Below are 14971 nucleotides of genomic sequence, written 5' to 3' on the forward strand. Positions count from 1 at the left end.
ACTTTCTTTATTCACAAAACTTTCAGCAATTATTTCTCAAAATCAGTGTATAAGAACACTCTCACAAGCTATTTTCGCAGAAAAGTAGTATCTTTGAAAAAACTTATAATACCTTTTATACATATGCAACAAACGGTTAAAGAACGAATACGTGCACTACGGATGATGCTTAAATCCGAAGCAATTAGTGCTTTCATCATCCCCAGTACCGACCCTCATTTAAGTGAATACGTAGCCTCCTACTGGAAAACCCGAGAATGGATTTCCGGATTTACAGGTTCTGCCGGAACCATTGTCATACTAAAAGATAAAGCCGGTTTGTGGACAGATTCCCGTTATTTTTTGCAAGCAGCCCAGCAACTGGAAGGAACAGACATCACTTTATACAAAGAGATGTTGCCGGAGACGCCGACAATCATCGAATTTATATGCCAAAATCTGCTCCCTGGGGAAACTGTAGGTATCGACGGCAAGATGTTTTCTGCCAACCAAGTAGAACAAATGAAACAAAAACTGGAAACGGCCAATGTCCATCTGAAAGATTATGGAGATTTACCAGGAAAAATATGGAATAACCGGCCGGATATGCCCGATGCACCAGCCTTCATATACGATCTCAAATATGCAGGAAAAAGTTGTGAAGAAAAAATAGCTTCCATACGTACAGAAATACAAAAGCAAGGAACCGACGGACTTTTTATTTCCGCCTTGGACGAAATAGCTTGGACTCTTAATCTGCGAGGAAGCGACGTACATTGCAATCCAGTTATAATCAGCTATTTGCTGATCACTCAAAATAATATAACTTTCTTTGTCTCTCCGCAAAAGATCACTGAAGAGATAAAAAACTATTTAGAAGAGCAACAAGTAAGTATACAACCTTACAGTGAAACAGAGGATTATTTAAGAAAACTAAATATCAAAAGCATATCACTCAATCCGAATCAAACAAACTATGCAATCTATTCTGCAATAAATCCCGCCTGCAGAATTAATCATTGTAATTCTCCCATAACTTTATTGAAAGCAATCCGCAATGAACAAGAAATAGCCGGCATCCATGCAGCTATGCGACGAGACGGCATAGCCTTGGTACGATTTCTTAAGTGGCTGGAAGAAGCAGTCGTTTCAGAGAAAGAAACCGAACTCAACATAGACCAAAAACTACATGAATATCGGGCTGCTCAAACGCTATATATGGGAGAAAGCTTCGATACAATTGCCGGATACAGGGAACATGCCGCTATTGTACACTACTCCGCAACACCAGATACCAACGCTATTTTATATCCGAAAGGTTTTCTACTCATAGACTCGGGAGCACAATATTTAGACGGTACCACAGATATTACACGTACCATTGCTTTAGGAGAACTAACAGAGGAAGAGAAAACAGACTATACCTTAATACTAAAAGGTCACATAGCCTTAGCCATGGCTAAGTTTCCGGCAGGAACCCGCGGGAGCCAGCTCGATGTATTGGCAAGAATGCCGATATGGCAATATAAAATGAACTTTCTACATGGCACCGGTCACGGTGTAGGACATTTTTTAAGCGTACACGAAGGGCCTCAGAGTATCCGCATGAACGAAAATCCGGTCGTTCTTCAACCCGGCATGGTAACATCCAATGAACCCGGTGTATACAAAGCCGGGAAACATGGCATTCGGACTGAGAACCTGACTTTGGTACGTCGTGCAGGAGAAGGGATGTTCGGTGATTATCTGGAATTCGAGACAATCACACTCTGTCCTATATGTAAAAAAGGAATTATCAAAAAGATGCTCACAGAAGAAGAAGTGACATGGTTAAACACTTATCATCAAAATGTATATGACCAATTAGCACCGGACTTAAACGAAGAAGAAAAAATGTGGTTGAAAGAAGCCACTGCAGCAATCTAATAAAAATCAAAAGAATATGGCTTTAATAAAATCAGTAAGAGGATTCACTCCCGAAATCGGAGAGAATTGCTTCCTCGCCGACAATGCGGTTATTATCGGTGATGTAAAAACAGGACGTGATTGTAGTATCTGGTTCAGTACCGTATTACGTGGAGATGTTAACTCAATCCGTATCGGTAATGGGGTCAATATACAGGATGGCAGCGTACTCCATACACTATATGAGAAATCCACCATCGAGATAGGGGACCATGTATCCGTCGGACATAATGTTACCATTCACGGAGCCTGTATAAAAGATTATGCGCTAATAGGCATGGGCTCCACTCTACTCGATCACGCAGTCATCGGAGAAGGTGCCATCGTAGCAGCAGGTTCGTTAGTTTTAAGCAATACCGTTATCGAACCGGGAAGTATTTGGGGAGGTGTGCCGGCCAAATTCATTAAAAAAGTAGATCCGGAACAAGCCAAAGAGCTAAACCAAAAAATAGCCCATAATTATCTAATGTATTCTTCCTGGTATAAAGAAGAAAAATAAGCCCCCAAAGTGCCTAAATGCTTATAAAAGAAATCACCCACGCCGCAAACAAATTTGCAGCGTGGGTAATTTCGTTGAAAGAGAATTTTAGACATCTCTTTTTATAAACAGTTCTTAAAAGTTTATCATATGCAATATTCTCTCTGTTGCCCCGGCATTACTGGTGACATAATATCCGGCATTAGCTCCGGTTTCGCTCAAGAAAGCTTTATCAGAGAATAACCTGTCGAGCAATGCTTCCAACTCTTCATAGTTTTTAATTGAATATGCACCCTTTGCTTCAAGAAGTTGAACAGCCTCCATAAATTTCTGGTATTTAGGTCCGAATATTACCGGAATACCATAAACGGCAGCCTCCAATGTATTGTGAATACCAACTCCAAAACCACCGCCAATGTAAGCAATTTCACCGTAACGATAAATAGACGACAACAAACCATAACAATCGATTATGAGACAATCGGCTTTCAACACATTTTTTTCGTCAGCGCGTGTATATCGCACATAAGGTCTCTTCAATTTTCCTATAATCTCTACCAAATGATTTTCATCGATCACATGCGGAGCAATAATAAGTTTCATTTCCGGATGGGTATTGAAATACTCCAAAAATAAATCTTCATCCGGCCCCCATGAGCTTCCAGCAACAAACGTTGGTGAATGAGCCTTAAATTTCTCCACCAAAGGCAAATATTTGGCTTCTTCCCTAATCTGCAACACCCGATCGAAACGAGTATCACCAACCACCGTCACACGTGTAATTCCGATTTTTGACAGATACCGTTTAGAAGTCTCGTTCTGTACAAACAGATGATCAAAGTCTTTCAAAACATCACGATATGCGCCTCCATACCATTTAAAAAATATCTGCTCCCGGCGAAATATAGAAGAAACGCTATACACAGGAATACGGCGTCTATGCATTTCATCCAGATAATTTTTCCAGAATTCATACTTGATAAAGAAAGCCATACAAGGATTGATGATATCCAAGAACTTCTTCACATTGCGCGGCTTATCAAACGGCAGATAACAGACAATATCCGCCCCCCGGTAATTTTTGCGCACTTCATATCCCGATGGAGAAAAGAATGTCAACAATATCTTATAATCCGGATATTTCTCCCTTATCTTCTCAATCAACGGTCTGCCCTGCTCAAATTCACCTAAAGAAGCAGCATGAAACCATATATAGCGAACATCTTTCTCCACCTGTTGACGAAGAAGTTCGTATACCACCCAATGCCCTTTCATCATCTTCCGGGGCTTCCGGCTAAAGGGGGCGGCCAAATGTATCACAATGTCATAAAGGACTATTGCCAGATTGTAGAGCATATCGTTTTTATTACTTCAAAATCTCTACGGCACGCTTTATACGAGCCAATGTTTCTTCTTTACCCAACACCCATGAAATATCAAACATGTGCGGCCCTTTCCCTTCTCCTACCAATGTCAAACGAAATGCATTCATGATATTACCTGTATGGTAACCTTTTTCTGCAATCCAATCCATCACTATCTTCTCTTGACCTTCAATACTGAAATCTTCGATACCTGCCAATACCTCCGCCAATTCAGTCATACACTTGGCAGAATCCTCTTTCCAGCGTTTCTTCACCGTCTTCTCATCATATTCTACAGGAGCAACAAAGAAAAAGCTGCAAACATCCCACAATTCGCGAACAAAGCTGACCCGGTCTTTCATCATTCCCATCACAGTCACGATTTTTTCGAAAGGCACCTCTATCCCATGTTCTTTCAAGACAGGCACAAAAAGCTCGGCAATTTCTTCATTCGATTTCTGTTGAATATATTGATGATTGAACCAAATTCCTTTTTTATAGTCGAACTTGGCTCCCGACTTACTACAACGATGCAAATCGAAGAGCCCGATCAATTCATCCATTGACATCACTTCCTGATCATTTCCCGGATTCCATCCCAGCAAAGCAAGGAAATTGATAACAGCTTCAGGAAGATAACCCGATTCACGATAGCCTGACGACACCTCACCCGTTTTAGGATCATGCCACTCCAACGGGAATACCGGGAATCCCAAACGATCACCGTCACGCTTGCTCAACTTACCGTTTCCTTCCGGCTTCAACAGTAAAGGCAGATGTGCAAAAGCAGGCATCGTATCCTCCCAACCAAAAGCCCGGTAGAGCAACACATGCAAAGGTGCCGAAGGCAACCATTCTTCCCCACGAATCACATGGGAAACCTCCATCAAATGGTCATCCACTATATTTGCAAGATGGTAAGTAGGTAATTCATCAGCCGATTTGTAAAGCACCTTATCATCTAAAATAGAAGAATTTATAATCACCTCACCGCGAATCAGATCATCGACATGCACATCTTCATTGGGCTCTATTTTAAAACGAACCACATATTGTTTGCCTTCAGCAATTAACGCATCCACTTCTTCTTTCGAAAGGGTCAGCGAATTACGCATCATACCACGCGTGGAAGCATCATATTGAAAATTTGCAATCTCAGCACGTTTAGCATCCAACTCTTCGGGAGTATCAAAAGCAATATAAGCCTTGCCGTTATCCAATAATACTTTCACATACTTCTTGTATATTTCACGGCGTTCAGACTGGCGATACGGGCCATACTCTCCTCCAAAGCTCACCCCCTCATCAAAATGAATTCCCAGCCATTTAAAAGACTCGAGGATATATTCTTCCGCTCCCGGAACGAAACGGTTCGAATCAGTATCTTCAATACGGAAAATCATATCGCCTCCGTGCTGACGAGCAAAGAGATAATTATACAAAGCTGTACGCACACCACCGATGTGCAATGCCCCTGTCGGGCTCGGAGCAAAGCGAACTCTTACTTTTCTTTCTGCCATAATTTGGGTTAGTATAGGTAAATCGCCGCAAAATTAAACTTTTTTTTCCACACGATTGTTTTTTTTTGTACTTTTCGCAAAAAATTCAAAGGATATGAATCATCTCAAGAAAAAAAAGAGCTTCTCTTACAGAGATTTATTGTACAAAGCACTGATATTTGTGGCTACAGTAACAGTTATTGTATACTTTCTGCCTCGAGACGGTAAATTCAACTATCAGTTTGACATTAACAAGCCTTGGAAATACGGACAGTTGATCGCCACCTTCAATTTTCCGATCTACAAAGACAATGAAGTGGTAAAACGCGAACAAGACAGTCTGCTAAGTACTTTCCAACCTTACTACCAATTAGATAAAAATATAGAAACAAATGCCCTCAACAAGCTGAAAGAAGATTACCATAACCATCTTAAAGGCATCCTTCCCTCAACGGATTATATTCGCTATATCGAACGGACGCTAAAAGATATTTATACTTCCGGCATCCTATCAACAGAAGATGCCCAAAGCCTGAATAAGGACAGTACGGAATACATCAGAAAAATAGACAATAAACTGGCAAAGTCGCAAGCCATATCCGGCACTTATACCGTAAAGAAAGCATATGAACATCTACTGTCTGCCGATACAGCCCATTATAACCGGAATATTCTGCGACAATGTGCTCTCAATGAATACATTTTCCCCAATCTGATTTATGATCAAGAACGTTCCGAAAGTACAAAAAAAGAAATTCTGGACAATTATTCCTGGTCGAATGGAGTGGTAGTCAGCGGACAAAAAATCATAGACCGCGGAGAGATTGTAGACCAAGGAACATACAACATATTGGAATCCCTTCGGAAAGAATCCATCAAACGGAGTGAATCACTCGGCCAAAAGCGTCTGATCTTAGGAGGTCAGATCCTTTTTGTCAGTATCTTCATACTCTGCTTCATGCTCTATTTGGAGTTATTCCGCAAAGACTATTACCAGCGCAAAGGTAGCTTGTCTCTCCTCTTTATTCTCATTGTTTTCTACAATGTAATCACTGCATTAATGGTGACGCATAACATATCCAATGTATATATCTTGCCTTATGCAATGCTTCCCATCATCATACGGGTATTCCTCGATTCCCGTACAGCTTTTCTTACACATGTCATTACCATACTGATCTGTTCGATAACACTGCGGTTCCCGCACGAATTCATCTTAGTTCAGTTGGCCGCCGGCCTGGTTGCCATCTTCAGTTTACGGGAATTATCACAAAGATCACAGCTTTTCCGTACTGCGCTTTTGGTCATATTAACTTATGCCGCCATTTATTTTGCTATCGAACTGATCACAGAAAACGATCTATCGAAGCTGAATGTCCGCATGTATACCTATTTTATCACTAACGGAATCCTATTATTGTTTGCATATCCTCTTCTATTTTTACTGGAAAAGACATTCGGATTCACATCTAATGTAACATTGGTAGAGCTATCGAACATCAACACCGATCTGCTCCGCCAAATGTCCGAAACTGTACCTGGAACTTTCCAACACTCGATGCAAGTAGCCAATCTTGCCGCAGAAGCGGCTATCCGCATAGGTGCCAAAAGCCAACTCGTGCGTACCGGTGCCTTATATCATGACATAGGAAAAATGGAAAACCCTGCGTTTTTTACAGAAAACCAGTCCGGAGGAGTAAACCCACATAAAAACTTGAGCTATGAACAGAGCGCACAGGTAGTAATCAGCCATGTGACAGACGGTCTTAAACTAGCAGAAAAACATAATCTTCCTAAAGCCATAAAAGATTTTATCAGTACCCATCATGGACGTGGAAAAACAAAATTCTTCTATATCTCCTGGAAAAATGAACATCCCGGCGAAGAGCCTGACGATGAGAAATTCACTTACCCGGGTCCCAACCCTTTCTCTAAAGAAACCGCTATACTGATGATGGCAGATGCAGTAGAAGCCGCTTCACGCAGTTTACCCGAATACACGGAAGAGAGCATCAGCAATCTGGTAGAGAAAATCATCGATTCACAGATGGAAGAAGGTTACTTTAAAGAATGTCCTATCACTTTTAAGGATATCGCAACCGTTAAAGCTGTTTTTAAAGAGAAACTAAAAATGATTTATCACACTCGTATCAGTTATCCGGAATTAAAAAATGAAAACAACCCTCCCCGAACAAAAACAAGCTGAGAAGTTACTGCAACGCAACAAAATACAGCTTCACGATATTAAGAGTTTCAGTTTTATGGAACGTTATCATCAAGCACCTCGTAAAGACAGTCGTGTTTCAAAAGATAAATATGGTGCAGGAATACTTACCCTGCATCTAATACAAAGTGCTGACAAGTCGATCTACTTGACCCCATTTCGACATCCGACGTCTGTCATCCGTTATCTGGTGTCAAACGGAATACCATTTGACAATTATAGACCGGGAAAGAGAGCGGCAGAAATGATTGTGCCGGAAAAGAAATATTGCCGATCCTCTCTCTACATGCTCTACTTTGTCTCATTGTTCATTGCATTTGCCGTACTGGGATGTAGAATGATTATTTCCGGCGTATTATGGGGAATTATTCCGGGAAGCTTTTTTCTCGTTTTAAGTGCTTTCCTACTATATGCACTATTAGCCCGTTTCGGTTACATAACTTTAACCAACGACATGATTACCATACACAGTATCGGCCGGAAAGTATCATTCCCATACAGTAACCTGCAAAAGGTGAATTTTGATTATGCGCGCGAACAAACGTTCACTTATACTATGGAAGTATTAGACAATGACTACAATTATCATTTATATTATATAGGAAGAGTTCCCCGTAAAAAACTGGGAGAGATCACAAAATATCTACAGCAAGTCGGTATCGACGCCACCTGCTACATAGAGCAAGACAAACGTTTCTACCGAGACTTGTACAGTAGACATTAATACCTAACAACCAAGCTTCTCCAACAAACCGGAACAGGCATCTTCAAGTATATCGAGAACGTATTCAAACCCCTCAGCCCCTCCATAGTACGGATCGGGAACATGATCGGCCGGAATACGCCTACAGTATTCCGTCATACGGTGTATCTTCTTCTGCTCCTCAACCCCCGGAGCACGCTCTTGTAAATCGTCTATATTACGGTCGTCCATCCCGATAATAAGGTCAAAGTTATAAAAGTCTTCCGTACGTACCGGTCTGGAACGATGCACAAGCTTATAACCACGGCGGGCAGCATGAGCACGCATTCTACTATCGGGCAGTTCTCCTTCATGATAAGCCAAAATACCAGCCGAATCAATTACAAACTCTTTTTCCAGTCCGGCTTCTTTCAATAAGTGAAGCATCACCCCTTCGGCCGTAGAGGAACGACATATATTTCCCAGACAAACAAACAGTATCTTCTTCATATATAAATAATGTGACAATTAATAATGTGCCAATATGCCAATTAAATAATATGCCAATGTGCCGTTCGGCATGATAGCGCAGCCAATTGGCATATTGGCATATTGGCATATTATTAATTGGCACATCATTAAAACGAATTCAAAATTTCATTTGCACGATTTACGGTCACGGCAGCAGGAATCTCCGGAAAATCCTCCAGACGGAAAGTAGACAGCATCTTTTCTATCTTCTTCCAACCGTTCTTATTTCCCTTATCTAAGAACTCCTTACGCAATATGGTTATTTTTTCATGTGCCTGAATACCCTCTATCAATTTTTCAAAACGAATGGAACTACGAGCCCCCGGATACACCAGATAAGTATCACCACCAGCCCATGTCTTGAACCGTGAATCGAGCAAGGGTTCAAGAGGCCAGCTATTGTATGCCCAACGTAAATACCCGTCCAGATGTTTCTGAGCCGAATAGAAACTCATCCATGCCGCCTCTGCCGGATCCGAAAAAGTGAACGTATTCGGATACGCTTCTGCACAAGATGTATAATAGGTCGTCAGTTTATTCTCCGAAGCGCGACGCATACGCACATCCACCGGAAACTCCTGTCCGATACAGATACAATAATCATAAAGAGTCGGTTCTATTTCCGCATGATAGTTCCCGGCCAGAGAAACTTTAAATTCCGGATCAGCCTTTCGAATAACCGCCAAAGTTTTCTGCATAACCTCCATTGGCCGCTCGTCCATTGCTATCGTACAAATACCAAACCAACCCTTTTCACGTAAATGCCGTGAAAAAGAAGATAACATAGCTATCCACATTTCCTCATATTCTTTCTCTCCCGGAGCCGTCTTCACAGACTTCATACTATTGGTGGCCTGATCGAAATACTGAAATGAAAGTTCCCACGGTACCATTGAATAACAGTTTATCTGCCGGTCAATGCCAACACTCATCATGAACTCCACCCAACGGTCGAACACAGTATAGTCAAAGCCCCAAGTACCGTCTGCCTTTTTCATCCAGGTTACCATCGTTTCAAAAAAGTCCTCCGTCTGCCCGTTCCAAGGTTTATGCATAATACTTGCCGTAATTATTTTCTGACCGGCATCTGCCAACATTTTCATCAACGGACGCATGGCATCCAAATGAGCCTGACTCCAGAGCGGAACCTGATAGTAGCGGGCCACAGCAAACGGATTCTGCCAAAGATCCAAATGATAAGTCCATTCTGAAGGTACAGGCAACACGCGGTCAGAAACATGAATTTCCAATTTTAACTTGCCTAACAAACGGTCGCCGTCTTTAACACACACCTCTCCTTTATAAATACCGGGAGCAGCCGACTGCGGTATTTGGCACTTCACCCAAACCGGTTGTGTAGTCATAGCCTCAAGCAATCCGCTTTGCAGCATATGATCTATCGGATCGGCCACTAACAAAGAATCATACAGTGAATGGTCAGGACGATGTCCGCAAGCCCCTTTTCCATCTTTGTTCAACTCATCCGTCATCACATAACGTACAAAACCGATATTCCAGGCATCAGAGGGAAGTAGCCCTCCTTTATTGTTTTTTAAATCAGAAAGCGTACATTTCAAATTCTCCACTTCACTACCGGTCCATACAACGGCTTGAGCATTTACCTTTTCACCCCGCCAAGCATGTAGACGAAGTGTATTTTGCTGTTTCAACTGCGGCACTTTATGTTTTGCATAACGCACATCCGTACTACCCCAAGAGACATGCGGAGTCTTAACCATAGCCCATTCCCGGGGCACGGGCTGCATCGGATCGGGTAATTCCGTATAAGTCAAAACCGGAAAAGGCATCTGCCCCGTAGGTACTCCACACTGAGTGACTCCCTGCTGTGCAGAAAGCACTCCAAAACTCAATAGACAAGAAAATAATGATAAGGTTATTCGCTTCATAGCTTCTATTTTAAGGATAAATATATATTCAAATTACATGGGATCTACATCATAATACACAATCAACGATTTGAAACGCTCATCTTCAATCATTTCCCGTTGTACTTGCAACAACAACTCCCTGGCACGCCCCATCGACGCATTATATTCTATCTTCACGATTATCTTTTTTATAAAAAGGGTCTGTATCCGGCCTACCGGCGGCTTATCCGGTCCTAACACACGCGCCCCGAATACAGTACGCAACTTTCCCGCCATCACATCAGCCATCTGTTCCAACAGGATCTCATTCCGATTTTTCAGATAAACATACACCAGACGATAATAAGGCGGATAGTGAAACATCTGCCTTTCGGCAAGTTGGCCGGCAACCATCTGTTCATAATCGTTCGCCATCACCTGAGCAATGATAGGATGGTCGATACTTTTGGTCTGTAAAATGACACGCCCCTGTTTGTTTTTCCTTCCGGCACGCCCGGCAACCTGTGCCATCAACTGAAAAGCCCGTTCATATGAACGAAAATCAGGATAATTCAGCATCGTATCCGCATTAAGAATACCTACCACACTTACATGGTCAAAATCCAACCCTTTCGATACCATTTGCGTACCGATAAGTATATCCGTTTTCCCCTGTTCAAAATCAGCAATAATCTTTTCATAAGCCGAGCGGGTACGGGTGGTATCCAAGTCCATACGTGCTACGGAAGCTTCAGGAAAAGCTATTTTTATATCATCTTCGATTTTCTCGGTTCCAAAACCACGGTTCACCAACTCTACCCCATCACAAGCAGGACACGAACGAGGCAACTGATAGGTATATCCGCAATAATGGCATGTCAGTTGATTGATTCCTTTATGATAAGTCAGACTGACATCGCAATTTTTACACTTCGGTACCCATCCACAAGTACGGCACTCGATCATCGGAGCAAATCCACGCCGGTTCTGAAACAAGATTACCTGTTCTTTCTGATCCAATGCTTCACGTATATATTGAATAAGCAGGGGAGAAAATTGACCGATCATCCGCTTCTTACGATGCAATTCCTTTATATCGACAGGAAGAATCTCCGGCAATCGGATTTCCTGATACCGCTCTTTCAATTCAACCAGCCCGTATTTTCCGTTAGTAGCATTGTACCAGGTTTCCACAGACGGCGTAGCAGTTCCCAACAAAACCTTCGCCCCATACATAGCTGCCAACACAATAGCAGCATTACGGGCATGATAGCGCGGTGCCGGATCCTGTTGTTTATACGTATTTTCATGTTCTTCGTCCACAATCACCAGACCAAGATTACGAAACGGCAAAAAAACAGAAGAACGTACTCCCAATATTATATCGTATCCTTTATCTCCCAATTGTTTCTGCCATATCTCCACCCGTTCAGCATCTGGAAACTTAGAATGGTAGATTCCCAATCGAGTGCCGAACACCCGTCTTAACCGTTCTGTTATCTGTGTAGTCAATGCAATTTCCGGCAATAGATACAACACCTGTTTGCCCTGCCTGATCACTTCATCAATCAGGTGAATGTAGACTTCCGTTTTTCCACTGGAAGTAACCCCGTGAAGCAAACAGACACTTTTCTCAAGAAACACTTCCGTTATTTCACCGTAAGCGCGCTGCTGATGTTCATTTAGCGGATTAAGTGAAAAAGTTTCACCACCACAACCATTCAGGCGTCCGATTTCATGATAATATATTTCAAATATCTTTTTCTCTACCAATCCGTTCAATATGGAAGGAGAAACACCGGCACGCTGCAAAAGTTCCTTTTTGGCAACCTCTTTTACAGTACCCTTACCCATTACCCCCGAAAGCTCGACATACTTCATTAACAATGCTAATTGTTTAGGCGCACGGGATAAAATATCAAATAAGATGTGCAACCGCCTCTCATCGGCTTCTCCGGTCAACCGAACGCGAGCTTCCGTTTTCGGCTTATAAGTTCTTCTGAGTTCTTCCTTTACAAAAATAGCTTCTTTATCAAGCAGAGATTTTATTACGGTAAGAATGTTTTTAATTCCGCTTTCCTTTTCAAGTTTAGTAACGCATTGTTCCGGATCTACAGATAGCAAGTCGAGAATCAATTGTTCCCTTTCCGAGAGCCGCACTTCCGACTCGAAATCCGGATTATACTCCACTATGGTTTCACTCTCCAGTTTTAACCCGGAAGGTAACGCAGCCTTGTAAACATCTCCTTGCGTACAAAGATAATAATCGGCCAGCCATTCCCAAAACTTAAACTGAACCGGCAATAATACAGGAGTAGCATCCAGTACAGCAGAAATTTCCTTCACTTCATACTCCGCAGGTGCGTAATAATGTACATTACAAACAATAGCCGTATAGAATTTCTTTCGCCCGAACGGTACCACAACACGGCACCCCGGTTCTATATCCTCAGCACTGTCATCCGATAAAGAATAAGTGAAACTCCTTGGAAGCGGTAACGGTAATATGACATCGACGTATTTCTTCATTGCGGATACAAAGATACAAAAAAAGAGGCTCCCGCTTAGCAGGAGCCTCTATGTTTAGTTGTTAAAGAAAATATCTTTAAAAAATGTAAGCGGCAGAAACTTGCCAAGTCTTGGTTTTAGCACCGCCCAGAGCATGCCCTACAGCTTCCAATGAAAAGCTGTCCCCCAATGGGATATTATAATTCGCACCTATTTGGAGATGTCCCAACAACTTCACACCAGCTCCCACGTTTATACCAACTTGTGCACGTTTTTTCTTAGCCTCAGCTATATTTGCCACACTTTTATCCTTAGAGATATCAAAATAGAAATCAGGACCGGCGGCTATATAAATACCAAACAGGCTTCCCAAACCTATATTATATTTCAAATTTACAGGAATATCAAAACCGTACTGTTTAGAAGCATCACTATCAGCCTTCACACCTTTCTGAGAAAACAATAACGAGCCGTCTACACCGAGCCCCACCACTGGAATCGTAAATTCTGCCATCGGCCCGATAAAGAAACCAGCCATATTATCTGATTTCAGCAAATCACTATCGAAAGTAACCTTCGAAACATTCAAACCACCTTTAACACCCCATTTAAGTTGTGCCTGAGCGGGCATAGCCATAGCGATACATACAGCTACCAATAATACATTAATAATTCTTTTCATAAATCAAATTGTATTTAAAATCCGATACAAAGATATGTATTTAAAAATTAAAAACACAAATTAGAACTATTTTGTTCATCGTCTTTGTCTTCGAACCGATGCTTTCGGTGCTGCAGACTCGCGCTTAGATCCTTGACGAGCACTGGAAGAAGATTTTTCGCGTCCTTTCTTTTTCGAATTCGTTTTCACCGCTTCTTGTGGTTCGGCCGCTCCCTGCTCAACGTTTGCCCCCTCTTCTCCTTTAGTAGCCGTTTTGGCAGCTTTCTTTGTAGTTACCTTTTCTTTGGCCGTTTGTTTGGCTACTGTCGAAAGAGTATCGGAACCATACAAATGCTTCTCAAAACTAACCAATTCAGCCTCAATACGCTTTTGCTCTGCCGTCATTGCACTATCCGTTTTACAATACTCAGCCAATGGACGATTCTGTAGATTGGTAGTTTTATAAATCTCACCGGCATATTGACGGGTTACAAAGAAATCATCCATACTACGGTTAGCTACATTATTAAAATTACTGGCCATTACCATGGCTCCATTCAGATAAGGTGCAAGATCCTTATAATCAATCCAGAACATAGGCAATTTGACCCGTTCCGAGCTAAAATCCTCCGAACGGTGATACACCGGGCAAATAGCTGTTATTACCGAACCATATGTTGAAGTTCTCTGATCGAAATACCACACTTCTTTAATGAAATAACTCAATATATCGGCAGAGGGCACATCACTATTATCAATCATCAGCACACTGTCTTTCCGATTCTTCAGCTTTTTCTGTTCGTAATAAATGCTGAAACGATCCAGCACGTCACGGAATTTTATTTCATTATCTGCAGTCAACCGTTCAGTTCCATCCAGCATATACTCATAAGCCGGAATCTTCTTCTGTGCCAGCAATTTAAAGATCAGTGTAAAAAGATTCATCCTATCTCCGATAGGTTCGACAGGATAGTACAGGGCACCGTTCTCCTCCTTCGTCATATCCAATGTACGATAAATCTCACGCGTCCATACCACGTCCTGTGGAAGCGCTTTCGAATGAGGATATCTCGTCTGAGCACGAACAGAAAGTTCGTTAGCACTCTTATCCTCTTCCTGAGCAGCGCGTGCTTTCGGTTGCGCCCATGTGGGAAGCGTACCCAACAATAATGCAACTCCAACAGCTATAATAATCTTACGTTTCATCATTCG

General features: G+C 42.0%; 11 protein-coding genes. 4 read left to right on the forward strand and 7 right to left on the reverse strand.

The window, feature by feature from the left end:
• The first annotated feature begins 123 nt into the window (after nucleotides 1-123).
• Together RB604_RS02190 and RB604_RS02195 are read left to right on the forward strand one after the other, a co-directional pair.
• The gene (locus RB604_RS02190; RefSeq protein ID WP_007480076.1) at nucleotides 124-1905 is read left to right on the forward strand and encodes an aminopeptidase P family protein; all 1782 of its coding nucleotides are present in this window, start codon (nucleotides 124-126) and stop codon (nucleotides 1903-1905) included.
• Nucleotides 1906-1921: 16 nt separating this feature from the next.
• Complete coding sequence (locus tag RB604_RS02195) at nucleotides 1922-2443, forward strand: gamma carbonic anhydrase family protein (protein WP_005928970.1); 522 nt, start codon at nucleotides 1922-1924, stop codon at nucleotides 2441-2443.
• 114 nt (nucleotides 2444-2557) lie between these two features.
• Here RB604_RS02195 and RB604_RS02200 read toward each other — a convergent pair whose 3' ends face one another.
• Together RB604_RS02200 and gltX are read right to left on the reverse strand one after the other, a co-directional pair.
• The gene (locus RB604_RS02200) at nucleotides 2558-3778 is read right to left on the reverse strand and encodes a 3-deoxy-D-manno-octulosonic acid transferase (protein WP_021935427.1); all 1221 of its coding nucleotides are present in this window, start codon (nucleotides 3776-3778) and stop codon (nucleotides 2558-2560) included.
• 10 nt (nucleotides 3779-3788) lie between these two features.
• Nucleotides 3789-5306 (reverse strand): glutamate--tRNA ligase, encoded by a 1518-nt coding sequence (gene gltX / locus RB604_RS02205; RefSeq protein WP_007480071.1) that lies wholly within the window; start codon nucleotides 5304-5306, stop codon nucleotides 3789-3791.
• A 94-nt stretch (nucleotides 5307-5400) separates the two neighbouring features.
• On the opposite strand from gltX, the gene RB604_RS02210 reads away from it, so the two are divergent.
• Together RB604_RS02210 and RB604_RS02215 are read left to right on the forward strand one after the other, a co-directional pair.
• Nucleotides 5401-7491: an HD family phosphohydrolase gene (locus RB604_RS02210; protein WP_007480069.1), complete on the forward strand. Its 2091-nt coding sequence runs from the start codon at nucleotides 5401-5403 to the stop codon at nucleotides 7489-7491.
• The gene (locus RB604_RS02215) at nucleotides 7457-8233 is read left to right on the forward strand and encodes a hypothetical protein (RefSeq protein WP_005928956.1); all 777 of its coding nucleotides are present in this window, start codon (nucleotides 7457-7459) and stop codon (nucleotides 8231-8233) included. Before RB604_RS02210 ends, RB604_RS02215 begins: the two co-directional genes overlap by 35 nt.
• A gap of 3 nt (nucleotides 8234-8236) precedes the next feature.
• On the opposite strand, the gene RB604_RS02220 is transcribed toward RB604_RS02215, so the two are convergent.
• From RB604_RS02220 to porN, 5 genes are all read right to left on the reverse strand, one after another.
• Nucleotides 8237-8701 carry a low molecular weight protein-tyrosine-phosphatase gene (locus tag RB604_RS02220; protein WP_005928953.1) on the reverse strand — a complete coding sequence of 155 codons (465 nt, stop codon included), beginning with the start codon at nucleotides 8699-8701 and terminating at the stop codon, nucleotides 8237-8239.
• 128 nt (nucleotides 8702-8829) lie between these two features.
• On the reverse strand, nucleotides 8830-10629 hold the full coding sequence (locus RB604_RS02225; protein WP_007480066.1) for a DUF4091 domain-containing protein: 1800 nt from the start codon (nucleotides 10627-10629) through the stop codon (nucleotides 8830-8832).
• Nucleotides 10630-10662: 33 nt separating this feature from the next.
• Nucleotides 10663-13119, reverse strand: a complete 2457-nt coding sequence (gene priA, locus RB604_RS02230) for a replication restart helicase PriA (protein WP_005928947.1) — start codon at nucleotides 13117-13119, stop codon at nucleotides 10663-10665.
• 76 nt (nucleotides 13120-13195) lie between these two features.
• On the reverse strand, nucleotides 13196-13780 hold the full coding sequence (locus RB604_RS02235; RefSeq protein ID WP_005928944.1) for a porin family protein: 585 nt from the start codon (nucleotides 13778-13780) through the stop codon (nucleotides 13196-13198).
• A gap of 75 nt (nucleotides 13781-13855) precedes the next feature.
• The gene (gene porN, locus RB604_RS02240; RefSeq protein ID WP_005928942.1) at nucleotides 13856-14968 is read right to left on the reverse strand and encodes a type IX secretion system ring subunit PorN/GldN; all 1113 of its coding nucleotides are present in this window, start codon (nucleotides 14966-14968) and stop codon (nucleotides 13856-13858) included.
• Nucleotides 14969-14971: the final 3 nt, after the last annotated feature.

Origin of the sequence: Bacteroides salyersiae (genome assembly GCF_031172035.1) — a bacterium.
Lineage (GTDB): Bacteria > Bacteroidota > Bacteroidia > Bacteroidales > Bacteroidaceae > Bacteroides > Bacteroides salyersiae.